This is a genomic window from Serratia sp. CoH_122_TC_1, from assembly GCF_058191755.1.
On the sequence record NZ_JBXWLA010000002.1, the window covers coordinates 325,070 to 350,764 of the forward strand.

The 25,695-nt window shown below is 52.2% G+C and carries 31 protein-coding genes; 5 read left to right on the plus strand and 26 right to left on the minus strand.

Going from position 1 to position 25,695, the window contains the following annotated elements; all coding sequences use genetic code 11:
- Positions 1 to 191: 191 nt before the first annotated feature.
- A complete protein-coding gene (locus AC2FC2_RS04205) occupies positions 192 to 1,373 on the plus strand; it encodes an MFS transporter (RefSeq protein WP_490658795.1) in 1,182 nt (393 codons plus the stop codon).
- Between the two features lie 139 nt (positions 1,374 to 1,512).
- On the opposite strand, the gene AC2FC2_RS04210 is transcribed toward AC2FC2_RS04205, so the two are convergent.
- A complete protein-coding gene (locus AC2FC2_RS04210; RefSeq protein ID WP_490658796.1) occupies positions 1,513 to 1,812 on the minus strand; it encodes a putative quinol monooxygenase in 300 nt (99 codons plus the stop codon).
- 463 nt (positions 1,813 to 2,275) lie between these two features.
- On the opposite strand from AC2FC2_RS04210, the gene AC2FC2_RS04215 reads away from it, so the two are divergent.
- Together AC2FC2_RS04215 and AC2FC2_RS04220 are read left to right on the plus strand one after the other, a co-directional pair.
- Positions 2,276 to 3,514, plus strand: coding sequence for an MFS transporter (locus tag AC2FC2_RS04215; protein WP_490658829.1), 1,239 nt, complete (start codon positions 2,276 to 2,278; stop codon positions 3,512 to 3,514).
- An 86-nt stretch (positions 3,515 to 3,600) separates the two neighbouring features.
- Complete coding sequence (locus tag AC2FC2_RS04220; RefSeq protein ID WP_490658797.1) at positions 3,601 to 4,095, plus strand: DedA family protein; 495 nt, start codon at positions 3,601 to 3,603, stop codon at positions 4,093 to 4,095.
- Between the two features lie 136 nt (positions 4,096 to 4,231).
- Here AC2FC2_RS04220 and tolA read toward each other — a convergent pair whose 3' ends face one another.
- Together tolA and AC2FC2_RS04230 are read right to left on the minus strand one after the other, a co-directional pair.
- The gene (gene tolA, locus AC2FC2_RS04225) at positions 4,232 to 4,789 is read right to left on the minus strand and encodes a cell envelope integrity protein TolA (protein WP_490307711.1); all 558 of its coding nucleotides are present in this window, start codon (positions 4,787 to 4,789) and stop codon (positions 4,232 to 4,234) included.
- 20 nt (positions 4,790 to 4,809) lie between these two features.
- A complete protein-coding gene (locus AC2FC2_RS04230; protein WP_490307712.1) occupies positions 4,810 to 5,010 on the minus strand; it encodes a hypothetical protein in 201 nt (66 codons plus the stop codon).
- A gap of 329 nt (positions 5,011 to 5,339) precedes the next feature.
- On the opposite strand from AC2FC2_RS04230, the gene AC2FC2_RS04235 reads away from it, so the two are divergent.
- Positions 5,340 to 6,164, plus strand: coding sequence for an endonuclease (locus AC2FC2_RS04235; RefSeq protein WP_209632662.1), 825 nt, complete (start codon positions 5,340 to 5,342; stop codon positions 6,162 to 6,164).
- A 525-nt stretch (positions 6,165 to 6,689) separates the two neighbouring features.
- On the opposite strand, the gene AC2FC2_RS04240 is transcribed toward AC2FC2_RS04235, so the two are convergent.
- Positions 6,690 to 8,690: an SGNH/GDSL hydrolase family protein gene (locus AC2FC2_RS04240; protein WP_490658798.1), complete on the minus strand. Its 2,001-nt coding sequence runs from the start codon at positions 8,688 to 8,690 to the stop codon at positions 6,690 to 6,692.
- 103 nt (positions 8,691 to 8,793) lie between these two features.
- Between AC2FC2_RS04240 and AC2FC2_RS04245 the strand changes: the two genes are divergently transcribed.
- Complete coding sequence (locus AC2FC2_RS04245) at positions 8,794 to 9,951, plus strand: acyltransferase family protein (protein ID WP_490658799.1); 1,158 nt, start codon at positions 8,794 to 8,796, stop codon at positions 9,949 to 9,951.
- Positions 9,952 to 9,969: 18 nt separating this feature from the next.
- Here AC2FC2_RS04245 and AC2FC2_RS04250 read toward each other — a convergent pair whose 3' ends face one another.
- From AC2FC2_RS04250 to AC2FC2_RS04355, 22 genes are all read right to left on the minus strand, one after another.
- Positions 9,970 to 10,563: a tail fiber assembly protein gene (locus tag AC2FC2_RS04250; protein WP_490658800.1), complete on the minus strand. Its 594-nt coding sequence runs from the start codon at positions 10,561 to 10,563 to the stop codon at positions 9,970 to 9,972.
- Entirely contained in the window at positions 10,560 to 11,309 is a 750-nt protein-coding gene (locus AC2FC2_RS04255; RefSeq protein ID WP_490658801.1) for a tail fiber protein, read from the minus strand. The genes AC2FC2_RS04250 and AC2FC2_RS04255 overlap by 4 nt, the downstream gene beginning before the upstream one ends.
- Positions 11,302 to 11,973, minus strand: a complete 672-nt coding sequence (locus AC2FC2_RS04260) for a DUF2612 domain-containing protein (protein ID WP_490658802.1) — start codon at positions 11,971 to 11,973, stop codon at positions 11,302 to 11,304. The genes AC2FC2_RS04255 and AC2FC2_RS04260 overlap by 8 nt, the downstream gene beginning before the upstream one ends.
- On the minus strand, positions 11,970 to 13,163 hold the full coding sequence (locus tag AC2FC2_RS04265; protein WP_490658830.1) for a baseplate J/gp47 family protein: 1,194 nt from the start codon (positions 13,161 to 13,163) through the stop codon (positions 11,970 to 11,972). Before AC2FC2_RS04265 ends, AC2FC2_RS04260 begins: the two co-directional genes overlap by 4 nt.
- Positions 13,160 to 13,513 carry a contractile injection system sheath initiator gene (locus AC2FC2_RS04270; protein WP_490658803.1) on the minus strand — a complete coding sequence of 118 codons (354 nt, stop codon included), beginning with the start codon at positions 13,511 to 13,513 and terminating at the stop codon, positions 13,160 to 13,162. The genes AC2FC2_RS04265 and AC2FC2_RS04270 overlap by 4 nt, the downstream gene beginning before the upstream one ends.
- The gene (locus AC2FC2_RS04275) at positions 13,510 to 14,265 is read right to left on the minus strand and encodes a Gp138 family membrane-puncturing spike protein (RefSeq protein WP_490658804.1); all 756 of its coding nucleotides are present in this window, start codon (positions 14,263 to 14,265) and stop codon (positions 13,510 to 13,512) included. The genes AC2FC2_RS04270 and AC2FC2_RS04275 overlap by 4 nt, the downstream gene beginning before the upstream one ends.
- 1 nt (position 14,266) lies before the next feature.
- Positions 14,267 to 15,211, minus strand: coding sequence for a phage protein (locus tag AC2FC2_RS04280; RefSeq protein WP_243811175.1), 945 nt, complete (start codon positions 15,209 to 15,211; stop codon positions 14,267 to 14,269).
- A gap of 31 nt (positions 15,212 to 15,242) precedes the next feature.
- Entirely contained in the window at positions 15,243 to 15,548 is a 306-nt protein-coding gene (locus AC2FC2_RS04285) for a phage baseplate plug family protein (protein ID WP_319858027.1), read from the minus strand.
- Positions 15,535 to 16,131, minus strand: a complete 597-nt coding sequence (locus AC2FC2_RS04290; RefSeq protein ID WP_490658805.1) for a phage baseplate protein — start codon at positions 16,129 to 16,131, stop codon at positions 15,535 to 15,537. Before AC2FC2_RS04290 ends, AC2FC2_RS04285 begins: the two co-directional genes overlap by 14 nt.
- Positions 16,131 to 18,140 (minus strand): transglycosylase SLT domain-containing protein, encoded by a 2,010-nt coding sequence (locus AC2FC2_RS04295; RefSeq protein ID WP_490658806.1) that lies wholly within the window; start codon positions 18,138 to 18,140, stop codon positions 16,131 to 16,133. Before AC2FC2_RS04295 ends, AC2FC2_RS04290 begins: the two co-directional genes overlap by 1 nt.
- Entirely contained in the window at positions 18,130 to 18,207 is a 78-nt protein-coding gene (locus tag AC2FC2_RS04300; RefSeq protein ID WP_423152907.1) for a DUF6889 family protein, read from the minus strand. The genes AC2FC2_RS04295 and AC2FC2_RS04300 overlap by 11 nt, the downstream gene beginning before the upstream one ends.
- Before the next feature lie 110 nt (positions 18,208 to 18,317).
- Positions 18,318 to 18,764 (minus strand): phage tail assembly chaperone, encoded by a 447-nt coding sequence (locus AC2FC2_RS04305; protein ID WP_490658807.1) that lies wholly within the window; start codon positions 18,762 to 18,764, stop codon positions 18,318 to 18,320.
- A 10-nt stretch (positions 18,765 to 18,774) separates the two neighbouring features.
- Positions 18,775 to 19,215 (minus strand): phage structural protein, encoded by a 441-nt coding sequence (locus tag AC2FC2_RS04310; protein ID WP_490658808.1) that lies wholly within the window; start codon positions 19,213 to 19,215, stop codon positions 18,775 to 18,777.
- Positions 19,216 to 19,224: 9 nt separating this feature from the next.
- A complete protein-coding gene (locus AC2FC2_RS04315) occupies positions 19,225 to 20,706 on the minus strand; it encodes a DUF3383 domain-containing protein (RefSeq protein ID WP_490658809.1) in 1,482 nt (493 codons plus the stop codon).
- A 3-nt stretch (positions 20,707 to 20,709) separates the two neighbouring features.
- A complete protein-coding gene (locus AC2FC2_RS04320; RefSeq protein ID WP_490658810.1) occupies positions 20,710 to 21,252 on the minus strand; it encodes a phage neck terminator protein in 543 nt (180 codons plus the stop codon).
- Positions 21,245 to 21,631 (minus strand): hypothetical protein, encoded by a 387-nt coding sequence (locus AC2FC2_RS04325; protein ID WP_060425166.1) that lies wholly within the window; start codon positions 21,629 to 21,631, stop codon positions 21,245 to 21,247. The genes AC2FC2_RS04320 and AC2FC2_RS04325 overlap by 8 nt, the downstream gene beginning before the upstream one ends.
- Positions 21,631 to 22,137: a phage virion morphogenesis protein gene (locus tag AC2FC2_RS04330; protein WP_490658811.1), complete on the minus strand. Its 507-nt coding sequence runs from the start codon at positions 22,135 to 22,137 to the stop codon at positions 21,631 to 21,633. The genes AC2FC2_RS04325 and AC2FC2_RS04330 overlap by 1 nt, the downstream gene beginning before the upstream one ends.
- Entirely contained in the window at positions 22,134 to 22,544 is a 411-nt protein-coding gene (locus tag AC2FC2_RS04335; RefSeq protein ID WP_490658812.1) for a DUF4054 domain-containing protein, read from the minus strand. Before AC2FC2_RS04335 ends, AC2FC2_RS04330 begins: the two co-directional genes overlap by 4 nt.
- Positions 22,513 to 22,905: an STY1053 family phage-associated protein gene (locus tag AC2FC2_RS04340; RefSeq protein ID WP_490658813.1), complete on the minus strand. Its 393-nt coding sequence runs from the start codon at positions 22,903 to 22,905 to the stop codon at positions 22,513 to 22,515. The genes AC2FC2_RS04335 and AC2FC2_RS04340 overlap by 32 nt, the downstream gene beginning before the upstream one ends.
- A gap of 41 nt (positions 22,906 to 22,946) precedes the next feature.
- Positions 22,947 to 23,894 (minus strand): DUF2184 domain-containing protein, encoded by a 948-nt coding sequence (locus AC2FC2_RS04345; protein WP_490658814.1) that lies wholly within the window; start codon positions 23,892 to 23,894, stop codon positions 22,947 to 22,949.
- A gap of 10 nt (positions 23,895 to 23,904) precedes the next feature.
- Positions 23,905 to 24,408 (minus strand): structural cement protein Gp24, encoded by a 504-nt coding sequence (locus AC2FC2_RS04350; RefSeq protein WP_490658815.1) that lies wholly within the window; start codon positions 24,406 to 24,408, stop codon positions 23,905 to 23,907.
- Between the two features lie 10 nt (positions 24,409 to 24,418).
- Positions 24,419 to 25,684, minus strand: coding sequence for a DUF2213 domain-containing protein (locus tag AC2FC2_RS04355; protein ID WP_490658816.1), 1,266 nt, complete (start codon positions 25,682 to 25,684; stop codon positions 24,419 to 24,421).
- Positions 25,685 to 25,695: the final 11 nt, after the last annotated feature.

Here is a 25,695-nt window from a genome sequence, read left to right on the forward strand (position 1 = left end):
GGAACAATTTAAACCCGAATAAAAGGCTCAGCCTTTCAAACATAAAAAAACTCACAGCGATTTTTATGGCAAAGGGTTATTCGCAATGACCCGCACCATAAGCAGAGATATCACTTATTCGTGGGAACTGAATGACGTACAAACACGATTTTTCAATCACAACAGCAATCATCTAAATCGGGCCCGCTACCATGACAGATTATAATGGCCATTTCCTGACGCTGTGCCTGATGGCGACCGGTACCTTTGCCATAGGTACCGATGCGTTTATCGTCGCCGGCATACTTAATGAGGTATCTGACACCTTTGCAATGAGCCCCGCACAGACAGGTCAATTAATCACGGTCTTTTCCCTGGCTTACATGATGTTTGCTCCACTGACAGCCTGGCTGCTGGGCAACGTCAACCGTAAGCCTGTTTTACAGTTGGCTCTGGGGCTATTTATCGCCGGAAATCTGGTCTGCACTGATGCCGACAGCTTTCTTCAAATGTGTGCCGGGCGCGTACTGGCAGCGCTAGGGGCAGCTTGCTATATGCCACAGGCTGCCGCCGCTGCGGCTGGACTCGTCTCGGAAAAGCGCCGTGGGCTGGCGATAGCGATCGTTTATGGCGGTATGACGCTGGCTATCGCCCTGGGCATTCCTTTTGGAACCTTCTTGGCCACGCTGATCGGCTGGCGAGAGATCTTTTTACTGATCGCACTGCTGAGTGCTTTCTCGCTGCTGGGCCTTTCACTGACACTCAATACCATCACGGCGTCGGGTAAACATACGCTGAAAGAACGGCTTGCCCCACTGCGGCAAAAAGCGGTACTGACAACCTTAGTGATCACCTTCTTCGCCGTTTGTTCCGAGCACATTGTTTACAGCTATGTGAGCGTATTGCTAAAAGACACCCAGTTGGGCCAGGAGGCAATTTTGCCCCTCGCGCTGCTGGTGTTCGGTATCGGCGCAGTCATCGGCAACATCGTTTCCGGCCTGTTGACCGATACCTTCGGCAGTAAGTTTGTGCTGCTGCTTTCGGTATCTGTTCAAACCGGTTCACTATTCCTGCTGACGTTTTACGCCACGTCCCCTTGGTGGGTACTCACGATTTTCCTGGTGTGGGGCATTTGCGGCTGGATGTATCTGGTCCCCATTCAACATCACTTATTATCACTGTCAAAACCTGTTGGTGCGTTGACCGTTTCACTAAACAGTTCGGTTTTGTATGCCGGTATTGCGGCAGGCAGTATGTTGGGTGGCCTGACGCTGTATACCTTACCGATCTACTGCCTGCCGCTATTGTCGTTGCCGTTGGGGATCTTCGCCCTGTTGTTAATACAGTTTTGCTTCCAGAAAGAAAAAATCGTGACGCCTCTGTCAGAAAAATGAATACCGTCAAACTGGCTGGATAGCTTTTCTTTTGAGAGCATTCCTAGAGTAGGCCCGCCATTGATCGTCTAATTTTTAATCACCACAAGACCGCATTTGAGAAGCCATTAACCCCGCTCTGCGGGGATTTTTTGGTCTTTCAACGCTCCGCTGAAGGGAAAGGGTGCATAAATAGAAAGGTACAAGGTTTGCTTTGGTGCTGATTGATCAACGGCACTAATCGTTTGAAATGTTCAGTTTGGCAATGAGTATCCAGCGCGGCTTGATCGGGCCACTCCTCAACGAAAATAAAATGTCCCGGATCCTGATGATCAATAAACAGTTCATAGGAAAGGCAACGTGGTTCCTGCCGGGTTTTCTCGACCAATTCCTGATACAGCGGCATCACCGTGTCTACACAATCGAGCTTGATAAAATCTTCTGCTATTACCTTTAGCATGTCGCCCTTTCCCTTCAGCATATCTATCATGTGGGGTCACTCTACCTGCGCAGAACAGAGTTTGCCTTTATTAAATGCAAAGTTTGGCATTCAGTGATTGCGCGCACAGATCTTCATCACCAAGCTTGAATCACTCCCGCCCATATGTGAATTTCAGGTTAACCAATTGTCAATTTTTAGTGTCCGAAAGAGTTCTTCCCTAGTCGCATGACCAGGATCGCGTTTATCGCCGATTTTTTTGCCCACAAAGGCCTGACCATTAGTCCTTTAGGCCTTTAGGCAAAACTGAATACCGACAGTGAATGCTCCCGCAGTGGCAATGGAGGCAAGAGAGCTGCCGGTCTTGCGTCGCTCTCCGTCGTTCAACCTGTTTGAGAGGTTTAACCCAGTGAACAATACGACCTACACCAGCCCCGCGCTCAACTCAGCCATCAAGAAGACCTGGCGCAGATTGATCCCCCTGATGTTCTCTTTGTATTTTGTCGCCTTTATCGATCGCGTGAATGTGGGCTTTGCCAAAGACGCGATGTCGGTTGATATCGCCTTGTCACAATCCGCCTTCGCACTGGGTGCGGGGATATTCTTCGCGGCTTACGCCATCTTCGGTATTCCAGCCAACCTGCTGATGAATAGGCTGGGAGCGAAAGTTTGGCTCAGCGCCACCACGGCGGTATGGGGGGGTCTGTCAGCCTGCACGGGTTTCGTCAGCAACGAATACCAATTTATCGCCCTACGCTTCCTGCTGGGGCTGGCCGAGGCGGGCTTCTACCCCGGGATCCTTTTGCTCGCTTCCATTTATTTCCCCAACAAGATCCGAGCCTCAGTGATAGGTATCTTTGTGCTCGGGGTTCCCGCCGCCTTGACCCTGGGCTCACCGATTTCTGGCGCGTTGCTTGAAATGCACGGCGTGCTGGGGCAGCCAGGCTGGTTCTGGATGTTTGTCTTGGAAGGTTTGCCGGCCGTTGGCCTGGGGATCTTCGCCTATTTCTATCTTGACGATAGCCCAACCACAGCACGCTATCTGACTCCGGAAGAAAAGCAGGCGTTGGTGACGCAGTTAGCCCTGGAACAAAAAAATACCGAGACCAGCAGTGTGAAAGATGCCTTGCGGAATACCAAGGTTTGGCACCTGGCTTTTATTTACGGCACCATTCAGGTCGGCGTGTACGGCCTGTTGTTTTTCCTGCCCTCGCAAGTGGCCTCGCTGATGGGCACCAATTTTGGGTTTAAAGCATCGCTGGTAGCGGCAATCCCCTGGGCCGTGTCAGCATTTGGGGTCTATTACATCCCGCGGTATGCCGATCGCAAAACCGCTCGCCGTTTACCCATCGCCATCGGCTGCATGCTCATTGCCGCGCTGGGATTGGTTGCCTCTTCCTATGCCGGTCCGATTCTTGCCATTATTGCGCTGTGTTTTTGCGCCGTCAGCTTTCTGGCGGTGCAACCGATATTCTGGACCCTACCTGCACAAATACTTTCAGGCCCGGCGTTGGCGGCCGGCATCGGTTTTTGCACCACGTTGGGCGCACTGTTCAGCTTCCTGGCACCGTTAATACGGACTGAGGCGGAACTGCGTTTCAATAGCCCGCATGCAGGCTTGATCGTGTTGGCAATGTTCTCTTTGCTGTGCGCCGCGTTGATCTTCGCCTTAAAAGGATGGGCCGCGAACAACACCAGAAGCCATGCTCAGATCAGTAGATAATCTGGGCGTTGAAGCCATTCGATTTAGCTTATATTGAAGCGGTTAATGGGACACTGACCCTCAGGCACATTTTATGAAGGTCTTCCATGGAGGCATTAAGCGCCACTCTCGCCAAATATGGCCCAGAACCCGGCTTCCTGTTGCTGCTCATTTTCCTGTTTGCCTTGGGTAAGTCGGTCATTTTTATTTCTTCGGTACTGCCGCCCGCCTCAGTGACGCTGATGCTGGGTATTGTCGCCGGTAAACCGGTACTGGCCGACACTCACGTCTGGGCGGCAATTACCCTCGGTGCCCTACTCGGCTCCATTTTATCCTTCCACTGCGGCGCATGGCTTCAACATCGTAGAAGCGGAAACTGGCTGCCGGCCCGTTACCACGGTGCAGTGCACAAAGCGAAATCCGCGCTACAAAAGAATGGGATCCCGCTCTTGTTTGTATCGCGTTTTTTAGCTGTGATGCGCTACACCGTACCTTTGGTCGCCGGTATGATCTCTTTGCCACGCAAGCACGTCTATTGCGCCAGTGCGCTGTCTGCCGGGGTTTGGTCCGTCGCCTTGATGTCTGTAGGGCAGCTATTTTAAGTGCCGTAATACCCGGCGGCTCTCATCGCCCAGGACTAATGCCCTATCAGAGAAACCGGCTGCGGCTAAAGGAAACATGGTCGAACGGCAAAGAGATGGAAAGCGCCTTGCTGCCACAATCCTGTCGCCATTCCGGTTATTGGGGACGAAACTCCAACGCGGCATTTTTAACGACACGATAAACAGCGGGTGAAGGGGGTTTGGGAAAGCTGGCATTTGTGATTGCCACTATCGCTGCGCGGCAAAGAGCGGGGTCACCGCCTTCGGCTTGAACATCTATGAGCATTCCATTCGGAGCCAGTTTAATTCTTAAAGAACATTTCTTACCGGCGTAAGCATCGGCAAAGTGGAAATGGCTTTGAATAGCCGCGCGTATCTGCGTGAGATACGCATTGATCTCGTCACCAGGTACAGGCGTTGCTTTACCTTCCAAGCCAGCAAAAAGCGCATCGACCTCGTCTCCAGATGGCCCCGGTTTAATCGCGCTGGTCTTAGAGCACCCCGTCAACAGCAGCGAGGCAATCACGAAAACTAATGCCGGTACGCTAACGTCAAACCCTAAATGTGTTTTCCTCACGATTCCCTTCCTTTTAAAACAGCCTGTGGCAGCCCGATTTATGGGCCAAGGTATAGCAGACGACGCCAATTCACTGGCTATGACGTATGATTGCCTGGCTAAAAAGCAAAAACCCACTCAGGTGGGCTTATTCTCATTCAGTTCTGGCGGATAGCGCGCTTCATTTCCCGCTCACCCGGCGATTGCGTTTTCACTGAGAGAGGGGCGACAAACTCTTTCCACTCTTTACCGCTCGACGGGTCTGCAGACACCTTGTTAAACGACTCATAATCATCTTGCTGGTCCGCGCATCCTGACAGCACAATCACGCCCAGAGCAACGAGTAGCGATTTACGCATATCTATATCCCTATAGGTAAAATTCGTGCAAATGATAACAAATCTCAACTTCGAGATAAAGCACGGGTCTGAAAGCAAAAATAGGCATCTCAGTGCGATAAGCGCAGCGACAGATACCGTCCCTTTACGCCTGACGGCAAGCTATTGCCTCTTGTGGTCGTCACTACAGAACAGGTCAACGGCATGATTGATGATGGTCACGTAGTTAAGCACATACGCTTCGGGATGATTCTTAGCACAACCTGAGCAGGTGATACGCTTATAATGAGACAATATTAACGTTGGCGTGATACGCCACGTCTGCATAAACGGTGAGTCCCTGATAGCCCATGTATCAATACCCTGAACATCTGACTGAACAAGTCGCCAATCTGCCGCAAACCTGTGGGGTCTATTTCTTTCACGGAGACAACTGCGCGCATCCGCTATACATAGGCAAAAGCGTCAATATTCGCCGCCGTGTTCAGTCTCACCTGCGTAATCCGCGGGAAGCGCGATTACTTGCCACCACCCGTCGCATAACCTGCATCGAGACAGTGGGTGAGATTGGTGCGCTACTGCTTGAATCATCTTTGGTTAAACAACAAAGTCCACTTTACAACAAGCGACTGCGCAAAATTCGCCGGCTTTGTGCGTTACAAGTGCAAGACTCCCAAACGCGTATCGTTTACAGCGATGCGCTGGACTTTTCCCGAACGCCAAACTTATACGGCCTGTTTCTGCGGCGCACGGCGGCCATCGACTTTCTGCTCGATATTGCCGATCAGGAACGACTTTGCCTGACACATCTGGATATTGAAAAAGGCCGCCCCGGTCAACCCTGTTTTCGCCACCAATTAGGCAAGTGCGCAGGCGTATGCTGCGGGAAGGAAACCCCACAAGCCCATCAGACCAGGCTGATCGGTGCCCTGGAGCAAGCCCAGGTACGACACTGGCCATACCCTGGGAGAATCGCCATCGAGGAACGGCAAGGCCAACTCAAGGCCTTCCATATAATCAGTAACTGGTTCTACCTCGGTACCGCGGCATCGTTGCATGAAGCTGAAAAGCTCAGTTTCCCGGCCGATGAATTCGACCGAGACTGTTACCGTATTCTTTGTCGACGGCTATTCCATGAAAGCCGCGAACACATTCACTTGATTGACAGGGTATAACCCGTACCAAACCAATTCGCGCCCTTCGGAACGCCGAACCGGCAGGTTCATCCCATCAGAAGTTTCATTATCAATTTTGTAGGAAATCGGCGGTGGAAAGTCGATAGAAATGGGCGAAGACAGACCCGGCTTGCGCCAGATCACTTAACTGAATATTCACGCTAGATTTATGCAATTTTTGCGAAGTGTATCCCAATTAGGCCACACAAAGAAAAATCGGAAAGGAAGAAAACACGCTAACTGCATGATTTGTTGGTGGGTCGTACAGGGTTCGAACCTGTGACCAATTGATTAAGAGTTGTATGATTTAGTATCTATATCACCAACTTACCGCATCAGACCGCGCTCACACGTCCCAAGATGCAAAAAGTTAGAAAACCATATAAACAGATGTGAAAACATTCCTGTCCCAAGTTTGTCCCACCTCAGCGACCATTACCCCATGACTATCCCCGGAGTGACACAATGGCAGCATTCCTATCCCAAAGTTAAATAGCCGGGGTCCATCCCGGCATTAATGCCTTGTTAAATCGACTCTAAAAACGCCTGGATTTTCGCAGCCATCACGATATGACCAGCATCGTTCGGATGCAGACCGTCAGGCGCGGATCCACCTGGGTACGTGAAATAGTATGAGTTGGCTGCAGGCACGTACACCGGCAGATTCCCCTCATGGTACAGATCAAGGCACGGAATTGAGTAGTGAGCAGCATATCGCTTAATCAAATCAGAAAGCTGTTCAAGCGTATATCCCACGGCGTTTGGGGTTGCGTTGCTCCCCCAGTTCTCAATTCGTGGCAACGGCGTGAAAACGGCAACCTTCTTCGAATAGAACTTCGTAATCACTCCCAGCAAGCAGGTGTTGATGCAGCCAGAAATCGTCGCCGTTCCAGAATCCAAGAATGAACCGAGCGGTTTCGAGTTGTTCACCTGCCCCCAATCATTCGTGCCGAAAAACACCGTTAAATAATCAGGTGTTTCAGTGATTGTATCTGCAACTCCAGAACGCCCATAGTAACCAGTGCCACTAATGCCATAGTTATATATGGTCATGCCGCCAACATTATCAGAAACGTATTCGTGATAGTTTCTATTTGTCCTGAAGTTTTTTGCAGTGATGCTATCACCGACCACTGCCCAAGAATGCCCTTTAATGGGGGAATTTTTTTGGCTCTGCATATCCGATATTAATTGCCGTGCTCGGATATCCACCAGCCCATAGGCTTTCAGAGCCGCCATTTTCTGCACTGGCCCAATGATCGACAATGTGGGCCGGATGTCCCATTTGGGGCCAGGCAGATACACGTTCATAAACGCGAATTTCGCCGAACTGTCAGCAGGTACGGTGAAAGAGCGAGTCAAACCTGAACCATTGAGCGTGACAAGACCCAGTGTTGCACCCGTGACAATATTGTCAGTCTTTAGTGTGACAGCGAAGTAATCAGCATTGAAAGACGACGCACCAATTGTATACGTCTTTCCAGCAGCGACAGGAAACACATTCAATACCGTCCCTGCAGATGATTCAATGTTACCGGCATTTGCTCCAAGTGCACGAACAAAATAATTTGGCTTATCATTTGTAGAGTTGTATAGCTGGCCGCCAACATCTTCAATTAGCGACATGCTATCTACAAGCAGATCCTCTCGAGCGTACTGATCGTATATTTGTATGCCATTAACTTGTTTAATTACGTCGACATAAGCTGATACGCTCTGAGTAATATCAAAACCACCGTTAGTAATCATGACGTTCATAAACGCAAACTTTGCCAAGCTGTCGATTGGCACAGTGAACTCTCTAACTGAACCGCTACCGTTAAGACTTAAAAGCCCTAGAGTGTCACCTATTACATCGCTGTCTACTTTTAGTGCCATAGCAAAATAGTTAGCTCTAAAATCTGTTGACTCTATTTTGTAGGTTTGCCCAGGCTCGACTGGAAAGCGTGTCACTACGGTCGGTGCTGTGGTTGTATTTTTAATTTTTCCAGCATCTACGCCACCAGCTACAACATAATAATCATGTACATTCATTGATTGGTCATAAAGTTTAATCCCTACTCGTTGGTTTAAGTTAACAACAGAAGAATTTACATGTTCAACGAACCTTTTGCTTGGGTCAGAATTTATAAATTTCGCAGTTCCTGATTCATTTTTGTAATAGTTAAACGATATCGCTACCCCCGCGCCATCTTGGATCGCAACACGAAACGATTTTCCATCAGCCGTTCCCGCGATACCTGCAATCGTGCCATCAGGGTCAGTTGCAGACGTGTAGTAGGTATTCGCGTCAGCAATGTTCTGGGCATTATCAGCGGCTGCCTCAGCGCGGTCTGCATCGGCAGATACACCCACTGCTGCCGTTTTCGCCTCACGGCTGTATTTAAACGATGCATCGGCTGACTGAGCGGCACTATCCGCCGACAGGCTACTCTTTGCTTCGTCTATTGCTTGTTGCGTACCCCGTAGGGGTAACACAACGTCAGTGCTGACGACTCCATCAACTGGCAATCCATTAAATGACATGGCTGATTCTCCAATTTCCTGTTGACGGCTGGCGTCAAAATGGTTGTAATTTATTGGTTAAAAGTGGTTTCTTGGTACTGCAAGATAAAATGAGATTGTTTTAATGGATAAAACACATATAAATTCAGCAGATTCCATAAGGGGGTTGGCGTGCTTAGCTGTTTTATTGTCCCATGCAGCCCTTACTTTCTTTCCCGCATTGCATGGCCTTCCTGAATTATCTCGTAATTTAGATAACATCAGAGCAGCGGCAATGTTATTTAACTCCCCAGTAACTTTCTTATACTCTGGGGGAGCAGCCGTATATGTTTTCTTTGTTCTTAGTGGAATTGTTCTCAGCAAAAGCTATAGTAGGCTGTCTGTTAAAATAACAACCATCCCACAACAAATTTTAAAAAGATACATAAGATTAATGATTCCGTGCTTAGCATCCATATTGCTAAGTTATATAATCTTATCCAACACTAACATTGACACCTCCTTGGCTTCTGCCTGGATAGATAAATTCGGGAAAGATAGCTACAGCCTATCATCTGCACTATTTGATGGTGTTATTGGTATTTTTATTGATTCCGGATTCAGTAAATATAATTGGGTTCTCTGGACGATGAGGATAGAGTTTATCGGTTCAATTATTTTGCTTGTCTTATATACTGCACCAAAGAAAAACAGAATCATCTACAAATCACTACTTGTCATTGCCTTTGTTCTTTCATCAATAATAAGTGATGCACCCCCTATTTCGTTGGGGATACTTATGTTTGTAATTGGCTCTTTAATGACAGACTTCGAAATTAAAACCGGAAAGTTATTAAGCATAACAATACTTATTTTGGGGCTGTATTTATCAGGGTATCATTATGGTTCGTCTTCATATGATTCCTTATCAAGCTTCTCACGTCCTGATTTTAAATACTCATATCAGAATATAATATATTCAGTTTCTGGCGTTGCTATATGTTACTCATTGATCGGTTACGATTGGCCTTGGTTATCCAAAGATAACGGGATTTTAAAAACAGTTGGAACACTATCGTTTTCATTATATCTAACTCACTTAATAGTGATATATGCCATCGGCATTCCATTTTTTAATTTATTATCATCATTCGGATATAGTTACATGTCATCGGCTTTCGTGGTAATATCATTTATATTGATATTCACTTTTTCTTTGTCATATTTTTTCTATGTGGTATTTGATAATGTCGCAATCAATTTATCCAAGATGGTAATTCCAAACAAAATAAACAAAGGCTGAAAAGTCAGCCTTTATCATTTACGGTTTTTTAGGCCATGTTATCGCTGGTGCAGAACTAACGTCTAGGTGCTGCAATAATTGGTAATACCCCATCCATTGTGTCAACTCCTTTTTATCAGCATCAGAAATAACACCAAGCATCAGCTGGGTTTGCCATACCTGCGTATAGTTAATAACTTCTGAAAGAAGTGATTTTTTAGTGGCATTAGCTTCTTCAATATCATCTTGTTTTTTCGCCTCTTTATTCAGCACCCACTCATTACCGTCCCAAAAATCATACTTTGAATTTGGTTTATACGTGGTTGTATTTTTAGGATAAGGCCCGATTGCTTTTATTTTGCATTCAGAACCATCTGCCGTGCTATAAACAATGTCACCCCTATGGTCTTCTAAAACACTCCAAAAGCCATTATCAAATACTGCTATTTCACCTGCATTATAAGAAGGCGGTTCTATCAGCGTTGATGACGCCGGTATTCCTGAGCCTATGAGCGTCATAAATTCAAATGAGCCGCTATACTCACCGCTTAGGGAATCGAATGAATAGCACGTCGCGTTACCGGTTTTCGTTGCTATCCCAGAAGAATCAAACTCTGCCTTATCTGACATCATGCTGCCCTCACAATATAATTAAATGCAATGCTTCTCGGTCTGTTCTCGTTCGCTGTGGGAACTGCCTTGCTTGCGTCTAAATAAATGCCGGTAAATTGGGATGGTACTGGAGAGCTAAAACCAGTCAATGGCTGTATTGTTGTAACGCCAAAAGCAGTAAGAGCCCCATGAAAATCTGTTGTTTGTAGGTAGGTAAGGCCGGGTCCGGCAGTGGTTGTTGCTGCACCAGTTATGTTCCTAATAGCATCGCTCTGAGAACTCAATAACGCTCGGCCAATATCAACACCTCGCGTATTATCCCAACCACGAATAAACTCCCCTCTCAGGTCTGGCAACTTATTACCGTATAACGCAAAAAGCTTTGGATACTGCGCCTGAGTTATTGCCTGACCAGACATGGTGATCCATCCATCCGGTGGTATGCTTGCCGGCCAAGGTATCGGAATTCCCTCTGGTAACGAAGATCCTTTACCCAAACCAAGGTTTGAAACAATCGCATTTGTAAATTTCGCTACAAGCCCATTTACGTCTCCATCGTCAAGGGCATCGACGTTCGAATTAGCAATAAATTCCCCAATTACAGCCGCCATTGTCGACCCCTGGCGCCAAGCTTTGTTGAGCTGGGAGGCCTTGGCAACACCCGATGCAAAGCCAGCAGCGCGCCCAGGGAGAGCCTGATAATCATCGGTGGATATAACGTTGGCATTTGCAGCAGTGCCAAAAGTTAAAAATTCGTTCTTAGCCATGTGGTGCTCCCAGCGGTGTTCCCCAGGCTCCATTATCGAAGCCGGAGATAAATTCATTGTCGATATCGAAGCCAAACAGCGGTCCAGATTCGGTGGTGATGGTGTAATTCTTGATGCGGACGGTTGAGGGTTTGATATCCAGATACCCCAACTCGATTACCGCCTTCATAACCGGCGTTATCTTTTCCCCGGTGATATAAACCGACATTGTCATATCGAAGTTATCGACGGCGAATATCTTGGTTTTCCCGTCGGGGAAAATGATCTGATAGACGTCGCTCAGGGTTTCAGTGGTGCCGTCCCAGTGGTTCGCGGCAATTTTTGCCCGGATTATGGTTCGGTAGGTGTCATCACCCAGTTCAGTGAAGCCACCAGCATCGAACCGCCCGCGCCACAAGCCTGCATCAAAGCCCAGCTCTTCAACATCCAGAGAGAAATAAACGCCGGTAATCGGCGTTGCAATCTTCCGCCCTATTCCCACCCACAGCCCGACTGTGTCCAACGGCACACCGATGGCCGTGTCCAGGTCGAAATCGCCAATCAGCTTTGCTGTGGCGTTCTGCACGTCGATTAGCGGCTGGGTAATGAGGGATATATGGTCGTAAAATTTGGGTTTGTGTTTGTGATAGGAGGTAATGAGTTTTTGGTATTTTGTTTCGCTCATGGGATCACCACCACTTCAATGTTTCCAGGTGCGCAAGCGGCGACTGCGTTAAAGCCTACTATGACGTTTGCCGGTGCCAGGCTATCGGGTGAAGTACCGATTTGCAGGTCAGTGATATCAAACGTTGCGCTGTCGGCATTGCCATTCAGATTTGCAGGCAAGAACAAGCGAGTGAGGTACACCGGATCGCCGATCTTGATTTCATTGATGTAGGCGGCGACGGCCTTTTTGATTTCCTCTCCTACGCCGGAGGTATAGCCCTGCAGCGCTTTAATTTCTACACGGGCGAAAATGTTAACGCTTGTCGGACGATAAAAATGGATAGGATGAACGATGCCGTATTTGTCTGTAACGTCGATCGTAGTTGTGCCGTAAGTTCCACCACCGGGCGTTTTCTTCGTCGCGATGGTTTTCGCGATTGCGGTAGCGTCTCCACCAGCGACTACTAGCGAGATACTGTGCGGGGGTAATCCGTTGTCATCGGTTACGCTGGTGTCGTTCTCGTAGCCCCGGTAGCGCTCTACGCCATCCAGTGTCGCTACAGCACCCATAATGCCATCGAGAACAGTCAGGGACGGAATGGCTACCGATTTAGCCTGGCGCTGGCGCAGCTCTGCATCAGTTTCTACTTTGCGCCCTGCTGTGGCCGCTGCCGGATTAGTTACCGACTGCCAGCCGCGCGTCGGTGTCCCGATCTCCGTGATGGTCCCGGCGGGTGCTACAATCGCGCCATCCACCTGACAGGTTGCCGTTACCGTCACTGTGCCATCGATACCGATCACTACGCTGGCCGGTAGCGACCAGGTAATGCCGTTACTATCACGTACCGTGCCGTTGGTGATCGACACGCCAACCTGGCCAACAATAAGCACGTCAGCCATTGAGCGTGATGCCGGTGTCACTGCAATGCCGTTAATTTTGACGTTAGAGGCTAAGCCACGTCCCTGCGCCGTTGCTGGGCTGAATGAGTTATAGACGGCGATCGCCATGTTGTTCGCGTCGTGGATACCCAGTGCATAGATAGCCAGCATCTGACCGTCTTTGCTGTCTGGGTCAAGATAGACGTCATCTCCGTAAATCTGGTGAAAATAGCCTGTCAGCTTGCTGAGTATCGTCTGGTAATCAGGCGCGCTGATACCGCTCGCGGTCACTGTGGCCGCAAGCCCTAATGTATCGAGATTTAGCATTATGCCTCGCTGGTTACAGTCGTTTCGCCGTACAGCGTGTTAATGGTCGCGGTGAAGGTCACGCGGCGCGTATCCGGGTTAAACTCCGTGGTGAATTCAAGTATTTCGCTAACGCCCTGGGTGCCGAGGATCCGCTCACGTACCGCCATGTTGTAGGCGGCTGATTTGTGCTTGCCAAGAATGGCCTCGCGGTATGGAGTACCCTCGGTCACATCGAGGAACCATTCCCCCGTCCAGAGCGCAAAGCGTGTTTTTACCGCCTGTGCGACCGCCTCCGGGGTGTTCTCCAGAAACGTATTGTCACCCTGACCAAAGGTGTAATCTCCGTTCTCGTCCTCTTTCCGATACTTCACTGCGGGCCTCCTGTCTGGCCACCGCCAGTTTCTACACCACCGTGTTTATGCGTCTGCAGGCTGATGCCGCCCGCTTTGACATCGTTGGTCACGTTTACTGGCCCCAACATCGTCGCCGTGCCGCCACCGTCGCCCATACCTTGAGACAGATTGCCGTTAATCGTCACGTTACCGTTGAGCACAATCTCTGGAGAGTTTATTTCCGTGCCACCCTGCGCGCTGGCGGTCAGTTTCCCCGGTGTTGTGACTGTTACGGCATGGCTGCTCGGATCAAGTTCAATAAAGGCCTTGCCGTCATCGGTGCGCAGCTGCGCAGCACTGGTGCTTATACCGCTGATTTTCTTCGCCTGCGACTGCGGACCAACCAGCGCAAAAGCATCTGCAAGATGGTGCTGGCGCTGGTCTACGGGTTCCTGCACCCCGCCGTTCTGCCACCAGTAATCGATGCAGCGGTCGGCGAACACGACAAGGCATTCGTCGCCGGCAGTCACTGGAAACGTCAGCGTGACGCCTCCGCCGCGCGGGAACACGACAGGAACATCAACAAGTAGTGGCAGCGCCACCGATGACAAGGAGCCGTCAGATTGCCGCACAGAGGCTTTTACAGCCGGTTGGATCGTGGCAGTTACCGCGTCAACGTCGAAAGACTGGATGATGCCGGGCATTGCCACCCGTAGACTGGTACTGAGTGAATCAGCCACGGCTTTCAGCACCAGCTCAGGGGAGTCCTGGCGTTCGTTGTTCGTTACCACGTTATGCTCCTGCCCGGATGGTGGATTGGTTCAGCAGCCCCGCGCCGCCCTTGGCAATACAGATCATGTCCTGATACCAGGCATTGCCGCGCGTGTCGCCGTAATAGGCGATGTTCTTCACGATGTAATCACCGTCCATGTCCAGCACTGCCGGCTGCTGCACTGAGGCGCCCGCTGTGCTGCCGGTGGCGATCTCTTGGTTTGACAGGCCGACCTGGTTTATCGATTTGTTGTCGAGGCGGATCAGCGTGTCGAGCTGGATGTTCGGGTTAATCAGGCATTTCACGTTGATGCCGCCGTTAATGGTTTGCTCAGGCATGCCGATCAGGCCCGTCTGCGCGTTCAGCACGATGGCATCGGCCAGATAGGCGTTTTCCGGCACCATCTGCAGGCGCCCGTTCTCATAGCGCCATGTTGCCTTGCACTGCGCCGCCAGGCTGGAAACTTCATCCCGGTGCATGCCGAACATCGGTTTACCGCGTGGCGCCTTGGTGGTGGCAAATTCCGGCGTAGCGCCGGCGACGATGTCGTAAACCCCGATCGGCTTCATCAGCGCGGTGTGTACGTCCTGTTGCGTGTACCCGGCTGCGAGCGTGGTGTTCATCACCGCGAAGTTATGCGCCTGGTCACTGTCGGCCGCCTGGATCACCACGTAGGTGTCGGTCGGGTTTTCACGCCCGCTGTAGGAATACTGGATCTGACCGGAAAAAATCAGTCCGAAATTGTCCTGGTAGCCGGCGACAAACTTTATCTGCGTGAACTCGTTTTGCCTGATCCGGCTATTGGTGTTCCGGCTCAGGTTGTAAATCTTGAACATCGCCGTGGCGGGGTAACTGATGTCGGGTCTGCTGATGTTGAAGCTGATTTTCAGGCCGGATAATTCCAGCCCTTCCCCGGCATCGTTCGCCACGATCAGGCTGCATTTTCGCATCCAGTTAGTGGTCATAGGCGCCCCATAAAAAACCGCCCGAAGGCGGTCAGTTGGTCAGAAAGTAGAGATGGGACTCAATGCCCAGATTAGTCTGCGTCGGTGGCGCCAGCACGGCGGGATCGGACATCACGAACAGCTGACCGCCAATCCCCAGATAACGATACTGCGCCAGCAGGTCGGCACCGGCCACCAGCGGGATCCCTTGGATAATCGGCGTCTTGTCGTTGCTGGCAATGTCCAGCACCCACCCGGCCATGTCGCGCCACATCAACGTAAGCTGGTATTGCACGCCGGCCAGCTGGATAGCGAACTGCTGTGATACCGGCGTAAGGGGGATTTCAACCAATGCCAAGGAAGCCTCCTGCAGACTTTAAAATGCTCTGCTGCTTTTCCGGTGTGGTCGGGTTTTTCAGCCCTGTGTTGCTCACGCCGCCGGTGTCCTGGGGCGATTGCATGTTTTCCGCCGGCGTAGTGGTCACCTTCTGCGTTTCGGTGATGATGAGCTCGCGCAGGGTGAGCGTTGTCATCAGCACGTTCTCGCTGGTTTTATCGGTCAGCACCTCAATAGCGCGGATCAGCATGTTCTGATACTGCCGCTTTCCGGTCGTCACGGCAAAAGGCACTTTGCTTTTTTTCAGCTCCAGCAGCTGCTGATAGACGTCCGCCGGGCTGGTGCCCAGCGATAAACCGGTACTGACGTTAAAAATCTCGGTCGTGTCGATCCCGTCTATCAGCGATCCGCCACTGGAAAATCCCAGCTCCATCGTCACCTCGGCGGGGCGATCATACGCATGGTCGCTTGTCGGCGCACCGAGCTCCACGGGGTGCTCGGTGATTTCCGTCGCGTCCATGTGCTTCTCGCTGATTGCCACGCTCGGCACGATGATGCCAATGCGGCGCCGCTGCTGGGAGAACAGCATAGATAAAATATCCATCAGCCCACCTGCGTTTGCATGTTGCGCGTCTGCCGGCGGTAAACACCCTCAACCGCGTCACCGGTCAGGCGTGCTGTTTCGCGTGGATCACCGCTGCCCTGCACGTTGATGTTGAACGTTGGCGCTCCTTGACCGCCACCAGCACTTCCTGGCATGTTGCTCAAAACACGCGGAATGTAGTTCCGGGTTTCCTGCGGCATCAGGCCCATGCCATGCTTCTGCACGTTACCGATCCCCCAGTTATAGGACGCCAGGGCCTTCTCCAGATCGCCACCGTTCATCTTCAAGAGCTGACTAAGATATTTTGCTGCAGCTGCCGCAGATTTCTCAGGGTCGAATACATCGTTGCCGCGCAACCCCATATCCCGAGCCGTACCCGGCATAAACTGGAACAGCCCCTTGGCGCCAGCGCCTGATACAGCAAACTGGTTCCCTGAAGACTCGGTAATAGCTACGCTTCGCAGCAGCCCCGCCGGCAGGTTGTAGAGCGACTCCAATTTACCAAGAGTTGGTTGTAACCACCCCAACAGAGCAGCACCGTCTTTTGTCGGCTGTGGCCGTTTGACGGATTGCCCATGCTGATCAACTTCGTCACGGCGCCATGGAAGAATGCTCTTACCCCATTCGTTGACCGTATCAGAGCCAGGAAGATTGTTCAGTAGGTTGGTAATAGGGTTGTCTTTCAACCAGGAAAACTTTTCCTCAAGATGTTTGGCGACCTGCTCTTCTAGCGCTAATAGGGCGCCGATAGTTCCTACTTTGCCAAGGCCACCCAGCGCTTTAGACAACCCGCCAACACTTTTTGTAACCGATCCGATCGCACCGACCATTTTCGCAGCCCAAGTCACAGCGATAAAACCGGCAAAAATTTCCAGCGTCGTCTTCCACCCACCGACGGCATCTTTCAGTTCCAGCAACTTGTCGCGGATCCACAGCATAGCCTGCTTGGCCTTTTCGATGTCAGGTTGCCATTTCGCCCAATCAATGAGACTGTCGCCGCCCTCTTTCCACGTCTGGTAATCGTCATACAACAAAACCAGCGCAGCAATAAGGGCAGTGATCATCCCAATAGGAGATGTCAAAAAAGCACTGTTCAGCACTCTCCATGCCACCAGCAGGCCACCCAGTACCTTAATCAGCCCCTTGGTTTTATCATCCAGCCGATCCCACCATCTCATGAGATCGCCGGCTCCCTGCACGCCCCGATAAACCAACGTCATGATGCTATCGGCTAGTGAAAGCACCTTTTTCAGCAAGGCGGTGATCGTTCCCTCTATTTTGGGGAAGTTAAGCAGGATATTTTTGCGGAAGCTTTCGAGATTCCCGGCCAGGCCGCCGGCAAGATTGCCGCCGATCTTGTCACGCATAATGCCGAACAGGTTCGTCAGTCCGCGCATCTGGGTCATGAATTTGTTGGACTGCTCCGCCGCTTTTTGCGAATCGAACCCCGTGGCCTGCAGCATTCCCTGATAATCAGCGGTAAACCCCTGGACACCTCGCCGCATCGCCAGCAACGTGCTTTCGTCAATGCCGAGGATCTGCGCATACTGGTTAGCGCGGTAGTACGGCATTTTCGCCAGCTTATCGCCGACCAGCGTCACCAGTTGGGCAGTGTCTCGCAGATTACCGGCCGCATCTCGCGTCTGAACACCCAGATTGCGCAAGAAACCCTCTGCGCCTGGCGTCGAACGCAGGAAGCGCGCCAAATTGTCCAACGTACCGTTGAACCCCTCAACGCTGCCTCCCGCCTGACTGAATGCGTATCCGATAGCCCTGATACTGTTCGCCGTGGCGCCAGTGCGCTGTGACTGCCAATAAAGGCGGTCGAGTCCGCTCGCGATCTTCGTTGTAAAACCGACAACAGTTAGGGCTGCTGCCTCAACAGCCGCGCCCATTTTCACTACGTTCATCGTGACACCGGAAACCACCGTTTCGAACTTACGGCTGCCAGCTTCATCGATATCGAACCCAAGGGAGATCAAAAAGTCCTTGATGGTATCAGCGTTCATTGTCACGGCTCCACTTCTCAATTCGGCGCTGGTTTTCCTCTTCAACATCGAGATAGTCGTTCATCATCGCAATGTCGCAGAGGTCTACCGCGCCAGACTTAAGATCTTTGATATCGATATTAAAAGCTCTTGCCGGGCGGAATATGTAATCCTCTCCGCCTGGCAACGTTTCAAGCGTTATTCCGCTGGCTGCGCCGGGGCCACCGCTGGCGCTTCTGGAATTTTCTCTTGGAGTTCTCCCAAAAAATTTCCCAACGAATCCCCCACTACGCGCGCCACGATTTCAAGCATGCCCATCAGATCGATGTCATCAAACATCAACTGACCATTATTAAAAATTGGCGCATAACTTTTACCCTGCTGAACGGATACGACAGCCAGGCAAGGATGGATGATTGCATTACTATCGTCTTCGCTAATATCGGACAGTGCCTGAGCGATAGCCGGCAGAGCGGTTTTAATCGCATCCTCAATCGAAATCTGCCCGGACTTTAGCTGTCTAATGACCGAGATTTCACTCAGCAGGCCGGACAACAGAGGGAGCAACTTGCGAGATATTTTCAGCTGCTCAAAAACATTTAACTTGGCCGCACGGTACTGCTGGCCCTTAATTTCAAATTCCATGCATCACTCCTTAGAAGGTGCCGAGCAGTTGATCGACCAGACCAGCGTCAAATACCCAGGACACAGTCCCGCCGGATTTGGCGTTCTGCCAATCGGGGATTTTCTGGAAAGCGACCGAGCGCGCGGTGCAAACGTCGTTGCTGGCGCTGTTACGCATCACGATCACGTTATTGCCCCAGGTGGCGGAAGATAGCGATTGAGCGTTATACATCGCGCTCAATTTGGCATTGGTTGGCGAGGTCTTGAGCAACGTCACGGTGATTGTGCCAGCTTTGCCGGCGTGCAGGCTTTGCATCACAGATCCATCGGCGCCGATGGTCATGGTGTTCTTCGCTTCAACCATCGTGACGGTCATGCCTTCCTCGGCGTTGCCCGAGCCATAACCCAGATCGAACGCACCACCGGGCCCGACGATAGAGGCGGAATAATCCAAAAAGCTGTAAGTAGACATTTTTGCCCCTTATCGATTTACGTTGATGATGACATCGGCGAAGTGCACAGCGCCGGCCAGCTTAATTGCGCACTGGATCACCGGTGCCTTACGTGCCTCTCGGTCTGCCTGTGCCTGGCTGGCGATAGGCGGCGCGTAGGTGTAATAACCCGTTGTGAGCGTGTCTCCGGTCGCCAGGTTGCCGATTGGGTCGCCATTCCACACGCCCGGCGCCATAAGGCCGTTAGTGACGCCCTGATCAAGTGAGCCATTGACGCTGGTCAGCAAGCGCGTGATGCCCGGATCGGTCTGTGGCACTTTGCTTGTGCTGGTATAGAGCACGTTATAGAGGTTGTTCTGCACGTAGTTCTGCAGCCAGTCCAGGCCGTGGCGCTCGTCGAAGAAATCGCCGTTGCACATCAGGCCTTCCTGGATGATCGCCGTGTCGTTGTCGTAGTTGACGAACACGTTGCAGTTTTTCGCCGTCAGCGTCTTGGCCTGCGTCTGGGTCAACGTTTCCGCCGCAATGCCAGGCTGCTGCTTGAATTTCAGCGTGATCGTGGTGTTGTTACCGAGGAAATTCACGGTAAACGCACGCCCGAAGATGGACGCCGAGGCATACGGGCTCGCGCTGGAATACTGAATGAAGGTGCGCCCGTATTTGGCGTTTTTCAGCTTGCTGGCGATGTCGTTCTCGTTGTCCAGATCCAGCACGCCGGTGTTTTGCGTGGTGTAACCGAAGATGCGGGAAACGTCATCGGACTGGATAAAGGCCGCCACGCTAATCACGTCGTCATCGCTCAGCGATGTGTCGGCGATCTGCAGGCCATACCAACCGGTAGACATATCGGCCAGCTTGTAGATGCAGGACTGAATATTTTCAGCAGCCGCACGCGGGATAGCCAGCGCCCCGGCGTTCTGCACTGCACCCATCATTGCCGAGATATCTGTGCCGGTCGTGTTGGCCGAACCATAGCCCACCGCTGACGTTTCGCCGGTCGATTTTGAGGTGATGATGAATCGGCTGTTCACTGCGTCCCACGTCACATTAGCTGTGGTCAGCTTCTCAGCAATCCGCGCGGCCACGCCGTTCAGATTAGTTTCTGCCGAAAAGTCCACAGCGGTGATCGTCTTGTTGGTGCCGTCGATGGTGATTTTCATCGCGCCATCGGTGACCGAGGCCCAGGTGCTGATCGCCTGCTGCGCCGGCGTCAGGATGGCACAGCGCAACAGTGCCGCCTGGTCTTCTTTGATCCAGCGGCCAATGTACAGCGTGCGCGGCTGCGGCGTCTGCTGGAAATACAGGTTAGCAGCCTTGTACTCCGGCGCCTCCATGCCGAAATCTGCGCCGACGTCAGTAATGCCCGAATAGCTGCGCATGCGCTGACTGCCGTCAATGACATCAGAGCCACCGACGATCAGCAGCGCGCCGAAATTGCGCCCCTGTGCAGCACGTAGCGCCATATTCACCGTCACATTGACGATGTTCGATACAGGTAAGCCCTGTGACATAGATTATTCTCCGAAGAATTGAACCGGTGCTTCCACCAGCGACTTGATGCCGTACTCGCGGATCACTTTGCGACGCAGGCGCACGGCGATGTCATACCGGCGCACCCACTGGTTGTTGATGAGTTCTGGAAGGTTGAATATCCGCCCACAGTCGAGCAGGGTCAGATCGCTGTTTTTCAGCTCGTCATTGTTCTGCGAGACAAATAGGCCATCACGGAAACGGGTTGCTACCGTCATGCCCTGCGGGCCGTAGAAGCACACCAGAATATCGATGGTTTCGTGCGACCACTGTTCGGCGCTTTCATCGCCCTGGATATACGCGGGGTTGGCATCTTCCTGTACGCCGGTAATGCCGAAGGCGCTCCAGGTGGTGCCGTTTTTCGGTATCTGCGGTTGCGGGTCAGTCCAGCGCGGATAGACGTCGCCTGCATCCATGCCGGTGACACCACGGATCCACCGACTAACCTGGCGTTCCAGCGCCTCGTCGTAGGTAGGCCCATCACTGACCGGCGTCAGGTATCCGGGTGCTGTGCTGTCGTTACTCAACGGGTGATCCTCCGTCAAACTCCATCAGCTCACAGTGTGCCTGAACGAACCCCGCGCCATACGCCGTGTACGGGTCAACAAACGTCACGCGGTACTTCCTGCCCCGATAGGTCACGACATCCGCATCAAGGCCAGGCTGGCCCTGTGTGAGCCGAAATTGCGTCACGATAAGAATGGCGCCGTTAATGTTCTGGCCGGCGGCCATACGGCGCGCTTCCAGTGAGCGGTCAACGGTCACCACACCGGAGAAAGGAACATCCTGCTGAGTGTTGGTCGTGAAATTGTCGTCGTCACGCTCTTGAATCTGCCGGTGGCAAACCAACGTTGTATCGACAAAATCAGGATCCAGCAGAACCTCGGTCACGTCGAGAAGCGGCATTATTTACTCCTTACCACGTAAGTGATTGAGCGCAGCAGGTAGCCATGCGCATAGAGCGGCTTGTCGCCGGGAATGCCCTTGGCGCGCCGGTTAGCCTTCGTCATCTCAGAGAGAGGGTGAAGCCTGTCACCGGCACCAATGACCGCCTTGGCGCCATCCCGCGCAATCTGTCCAGCGCTTTCCAGCTCCCGCTGCGCCGCCTCTGTTTTGCCGTTCAGCGCAGCCACGGCGGCCGCCTTCAGGTGCTCAGTGGTTCGCGGCTTGGTGTCCTCGATCCCCATATCCAGAAACGGGCGCGGTGGCAGCGTGACGGTTTGGCCGCCAAGCTGCACCGTGGCGCCGGTAGATTGCAGATAGCCGATCTCCGCGTTGTTCAGGCTTTCGCCATCCTCACGCGCTGCATTAGCCTCTGGAATGCCCACCAGCACATCCATTTTCGAAAGCGAACGCAAAGACGAAAGCACCGATTCGGCGTTGTCCTTCCTGACCTTGAGCCCGCTTTTCACAGGATTTGCCTCCCGCCCGCGCCGAACATCGACCACCACCAGAAGAACTCCCGCCCATAGGCGGTGTTATTCCAGAAGCCAGCATCAGGATTAATTACCCCTGATACGTCATAACTGACGCTCACCTTATCGACCGATTTGGATGTCGCCACACCGGCCGATCCGTTGCTGTTCACCCGTCCCAGCACAGAACCAGCCAGCGCGCGGCCGCGCAGCTCCGTGTAATGCGCCGTGAAAAGCTCAGCGAGATACACGAACTGATCGCCCAGCACGTTTTGGTTGAGGATGGTGTCAGCCTGGCCGAGGTAGAAATTTACAGCAGCGTCGGGATAGCGGGTCTTGTCGGCAAACTCAGGAAAGTCAGCGCGGAATTTCTCATTTGTTGGCAGTAGGCTTTTTTTTGGCATTGTCGGTCACCTTTGCCGCTTCCAGTTGCTTCTGCAGATCGGCGATAGTGGCTGCGTGCTCGTCAATGGTCTTGGTGTGCGCGTCACGCTGCCCTGTCTGCTCGGCCACCTTGTTCTGCTCCGCTTCCAGTTGCTTCTGCAGATCGGTTACCTGGCCTTCCAGTGAAGTCACCCGCAGAGACAATTCGCCGTCCTGCTGCTCCTGCTGCAAATCAGACTCAGACAGCGGTTTGGCGTGGTGGGTGAATGCCCAGTGCTTTTTAACGTGTTCGGGGAAGCTGTCGTGAATGCCCGGCGTCAGTTCATGGCGACTGCCATCAGCAAAGCTGAGAGAAGCGGCCGAAGATACGATGTATTTCATTTCGTTGCTCCATGAAAGGCGGGTTTCCCCGCCATCAGTGATCAGGCCGCCGGCACGTCAAGGTAGGCGATGGTGTTGGAATAAGGTGTTTCCACCTGGCCCAGTTTGCCGTAGTACACGGAGAGCTGTTGCATACCGCGATACTCAAGCGGCGTGCTCAACAATGGCACCATTGGGAAACGAACATACTGTTCGTCCTGGGTGTACGCGACAATACGATGCGCACCACCAGCGCCACGCTTTGACGCCCACTTCATGGAGACGATTTCCAGCGGTTCGCCGTTCTCCTGGAACGCGATGGTGTTGATCTTGACGTATTCCAGTACGGAGATATTGCCAGCAGAGGAAACTTTCTTACTCGCCAGCAGGCCGAACAGTTCCGGCGCCAGGCCGATTTTTGCCGGGCATACCGCATAACCAGAGCGCACCCAGCCGTCGGTCAGCACCAGGTTGATGTCCTGTACGATAACGTCAGGATCGGTTGTTGCCGTCCACGCTGCTGATGCGGCGATCGGTATTACCGAAGGTAGGTTGAGCAGACCAGAAACACCCAGCTCTGAATCGCCGATATACACCTGTTCGTCGGTGTCCATATTCCATTTGAGCTTCATGCCTTCGTATTTCTGGGTATCGATAGGACGCCCCAGTTGCTGAGCAGAAGCCAGTTCGAGCACTGTCCAGCCCACCTCCTGCGCCCACGGTGTCAGATTGTTACGGGTTGGCTGAATATCCAGTTCAATGCCAGGAATCGCCGTACCTTTCTTGCCCATCCAGTTTTTACCGTGCGGATTTGGGCCGCCGACGCTGGCAAAGTCGGTATTTGTGAAGGATGACACTTCGTCAGCGATGGAGATATCGCTACGTAATGGCATATCGCGCGTCCATTTTACGGACACTAGCGGCATATTTAGCCGCTGATCCATGCGCTCCAGTTCACCGACGAGGAAAACGCCGGAGGAGTCGATGGTAGCTCGGTCAATAGTAAACATTCAGTGTTCCTCAGATGTTAAAGGCAATTTCGACACGGCCATCGGCTTCGCCTGGCCCCATTACCTCTGCACTTACCAGCTGAGGCGTGTTCTCGGCTGTGGCGTCCAGCGTCAGCACAAAAGTGCCTACCGGGCTGCCAGCAGTACCACCAGCGACGCGGACATAAATCGGGTCGCCTTTCTTGGCGCTAGGCGCGGTGCCAGCGGTAACTTTGACGCAGATATAACCCCGCTTCAGGTTGTCAGCCACCTGGTTCACGTTAACGCCCAGGTACGCGAGGTCAGCATAGGATGTGATCGGGTATGGGCGTACCAGAATGCCCTTCACCTTGTCGATGGTGTCGCCTGATTCCAGCGGCACAAACTTGTCGTTCACGTATTTGCCAGCCAGACCATAGGAAGCGAATTGCTTCAGGTGGTCGAGGGTCACCGGCTCAACGGTGAGATCGCGGGGACGCGTCACGGCCCCGGCAATGCCCATAGGCATCCGCGTTAAATAAGCATTTCCAGCCATGTTGATTACCTTATTTGCGTTCGTTCCAGAATTTTCGGTTCAGCTCATTGATCTGGGCTGGCGTGAGATTTTTAGGGGCGGTTGCGCCGTCGATCGTGTGCTTGTTGATTGGCAGCGGCGTGATCTGGTTTTTCACCTTGTTCATCTGCACAGCAGCGGTGAATACCGTATCAACGGTGGCTTTTGGTGCTTTGTTGAAGTCATCTACACCAAACGCTTTCAAGCTGTCACCGGTTTTCAGTGCATGGTTCAGCACCTGGCGCTTGAGGCCTTTGTCACCTTTCGGCTGGAATCCTGGACAGATAATTTCAGCGTCAGAAATGATGTTGCGTTTGAACGCAGCATCACCGGTCACTTTCTTATCTTCCTCAGCATCTTCATCACCCGTAGGTGTGTCATCATCCGGATCCGCGTCAGTGGTTTTACCTTCCAGTTTATCCAGTCGAGACAGGATCGCACTGGCCCATTCAGGCACTTCTGCATCACCAGTTTTTTCCGGGTCTTCTGGATCTCCATCAGTGGTCGTGCGGTTCTCCGTTGGCAACGATGTTGCCTGCGAAGGCATGTTGATGTTGATAGTGGAACCGGGGATAGAGCCCATGCCGTCAGATGGCAACTCCGGCGCTTCGTCGATGAGTTTATTCAGCGCATCCTCATCTTTCGTTTTAATGGCCTTAGCCAGGTTTTTAAGCCATGACATTATCGGCTTCTCCTTTTTGGTTAATGGGGCAGAATCCCCGATAGCACAACGAGAACCCGCCCGACCGCGGTCTATACCGACAGCCAAATGGTTTCCTGTGATTTGGTATTGCTTACCCTTACCGGGTGATAACTGCTTGTATTGGGCGTCATAGCCGCAGCTGACATCGGTCAGCCCTGAGTTGATACGGTCGATGGCTTCCTGCCGCTTCACCAACACATCGGCGATCAGTAAATCTGATTGATCACCAGTGCCGCGACGGACGTTCTGGATGTGGCCGTGAGCCAGCTCCGAAAAATTGGACGGGTTAACGAAAACGATATTGCCTTCGTCGTCCTCTGGGTGCCCTACCGTGACAGCGACGCCCTCGAAGCTCGCTATGGTTTCCGTGGAGAAAACCTCGTCTTCGGTACGGTAAACGTGCACCAGTCCATCCAGACCTGGCTCGAGATCGATTTCCTCAGGTAAATACGTTTGCACCCCAATGCGTGCGATCGGAACGTCCTTACACAGCAGGGATCCGTCTGCCAATTGATAGCGGGTTTCACCCAGTCGGGTCGTGAAGAAATATTTCATGAGTTACCTGC